At 34.4% G+C, this 2004-nt stretch carries 5 protein-coding genes; all 5 read left to right on the forward strand.

The window, feature by feature from the left end:
* Nucleotides 1-288: DUF3408 domain-containing protein (locus tag ACMHJ2_RS17655; protein WP_413514167.1), on the forward strand; the 288-nt coding region annotated here is incomplete at its 5' end.
* A 3-nt stretch (nucleotides 289-291) separates the two neighbouring features.
* Nucleotides 292-804: a hypothetical protein gene (locus ACMHJ2_RS17660; protein WP_413514168.1), complete on the forward strand. Its 513-nt coding sequence runs from the start codon at nucleotides 292-294 to the stop codon at nucleotides 802-804.
* A gap of 171 nt (nucleotides 805-975) precedes the next feature.
* Entirely contained in the window at nucleotides 976-1284 is a 309-nt protein-coding gene (locus tag ACMHJ2_RS17665) for a DUF4134 domain-containing protein (protein ID WP_058699398.1), read from the forward strand.
* 11 nt (nucleotides 1285-1295) lie between these two features.
* Entirely contained in the window at nucleotides 1296-1640 is a 345-nt protein-coding gene (locus ACMHJ2_RS17670) for a DUF4133 domain-containing protein (RefSeq protein ID WP_413514169.1), read from the forward strand.
* Nucleotides 1624-2004 (forward strand): DUF3875 domain-containing protein (locus tag ACMHJ2_RS17675; protein ID WP_413514170.1); only part of this gene is annotated, 381 nt, incomplete at its 3' end. The genes ACMHJ2_RS17670 and ACMHJ2_RS17675, both read left to right, overlap by 17 nt.

Here is a 2004-nt window from a genome sequence, read left to right on the forward strand (position 1 = left end):
AAGAGAAAATTCAAACACTTTAGAAAATCTGCTCCAGTACAAGTTACTAAGAGTAAAGAGAATTATGTAGAGATCTTTTTAAAAGAAACAACAACTAGAGCCAGGGATGGTAAAACGGTTTACATCCGACCAGAGTTTCATGAAAAACTCACTCGTATTGTTCAGGTCATAGGAGAGGACAAGGTTTCTATTTATGCTTATTTAGATAATCTATTGGACAACCATTTTGAGGAGTTTTCACAGACAATTGTAGAAAAGTTTAACCAGAAGTATAAACCTATCTTTTAATCCATGGAAATAGTAATAATAATCAGTCTTGTTATTATTATAGCTCTTCTGTTATTAAATAAAAACAAATCAATTCAACAAGAGAATCCAACAGAAACAGAAGAGCTACCCTTTAAACAAGATATCCCTGTAAGTATTATGGGAGAAAGTAAACCAATCGTACTAAAGCAATCACTATTTTCAATTAACCAAATAGAAGATGAACTTGATCTAGAAGAGGAAGAAAAAGAACTAGGTGAGAGTTTACAACCAATGGATCATGATTTTACTGAGCGAGTCAATATGGATGAGCTTAATAGTTTTGTTAGGTCTATTGAAGAAGAGTTAATCAATGATGCTACAGTAAATACAGCTAAAAAAATTGAAGGATCTGATTTACTTGAATTACTTCAACAGGCAATGCCTGATTCAGCTAAGACAATAGCAAAGTTATTAGATCAATCACTAAACGAAAAATTACCAAAAAAGGAAGAAGTAATAGATAGTGAGAATTTTAATATTAATGATTTTGTGTAAAGAGAAACTGTGAAGGCGTTATTGTAAAGTATACTTAACGCCTTTTTCATTGCATTTTATCGCCATGCGCGTCCCCAAACTTCCACAATTCCTCCCTCAAAGAGTTTTCCAAAGACATTTACCAAAGTATCATGCAAAGGGCATGATTATAACCAAGTAAATGTCATTCTTATGAAAACAAAAACAATCAAACAAAGGCTTTTTTTACTACTTATTGTACTAAGTAGTTTACCCTTACTAGCTCAAGGAAACGGAGCAGCAGGAATCACAGAAGCTACCCAGATGGTTACTTCTTATTTTGATCCAGCCACTAAACTTATCTACGCTATTGGAGCAGTGGTTGGTCTTATTGGAGGAGTAAAGGTGTATAACAAATTCTCTAGTGGTGATCCCGATACAAGCAAGACAGCAGCAAGCTGGTTTGGGGCTTGTATCTTCTTAATTGTAGCCGCTACCATTCTACGTTCATTTTTCCTTTAAAAGATGCGCTTATGAAAAAGTATAGTATCAATAAAGGCATTGGAGCCAGTGTAGAGTTTAAAGGACTCAAAGCTCAGTACCTGTTTTATTTTGCAGGTGGACTTTTGGGGAATCTTATTCTTGTTATGGTCATGTATATGGCAGGGGTAAACAATCTTATTTGTTTAGCCGTAGGCCTTAGTACATCTGGCTATCTTGTTTACAAAGTATTTTCATTAAATAAGAAATACGGTCAGTATGGTCTTATGAAACTTCAAGCTAGAAAATACTTTCCAAGGTATATCATCTCAAGAAAAGAGGTAAAAGGGTATTTCAATAGAAACTTAAAATTAAGAAGCTATGAGAAATACAGCTAAGACAAACACCTTAGAAAGGATGTTTCCTATTCTCTCGGTTGAGAATAACTGCATTGTTTCAAAGCAAGCAGATATTACGGTTTGTTATAAAGTCATTTTACCTGAGATATTTACCATCTCAGATAAAGAATATGAGACTATTCATAGCGTGTGGCATAAGGCTATTAAAACGCTCCCTGAGTTTACTGTGATTCACAAGCAAGATTGGTTTGTAAAAGAAAGCTATGAGGCGAATTTTACAGATCAAGAGCAAAGCTATCTAAGTAGAAGTTTTGAAAGACATTTTAACGAGCGTCCCTTTTTAAACCACAGCTGTTATTTGTTTGTGACTAAGACCACCAAAGAGCGGATCAAAAGCCAAAGT

Source organism: Myroides odoratus, assembly GCF_965118575.1.
Lineage (GTDB): Bacteria > Bacteroidota > Bacteroidia > Flavobacteriales > Flavobacteriaceae > Flavobacterium > Flavobacterium odoratum_B.

Excerpts from the sequence above, each read along its gene's own strand:
- ACMHJ2_RS17660 (WP_413514168.1), top strand. The coding sequence starts at position 292 with ATGGAAATAGTAATAATAATCAGTCTTGTTATTATTATAGCTCTTCTG.
- ACMHJ2_RS17665 (WP_058699398.1), top strand. The coding sequence starts at position 976 with ATGAAAACAAAAACAATCAAACAAAGGCTTTTTTTACTACTTATTGTA.
- ACMHJ2_RS17670 (WP_413514169.1), top strand. The coding sequence starts at position 1,296 with ATGAAAAAGTATAGTATCAATAAAGGCATTGGAGCCAGTGTAGAGTTT.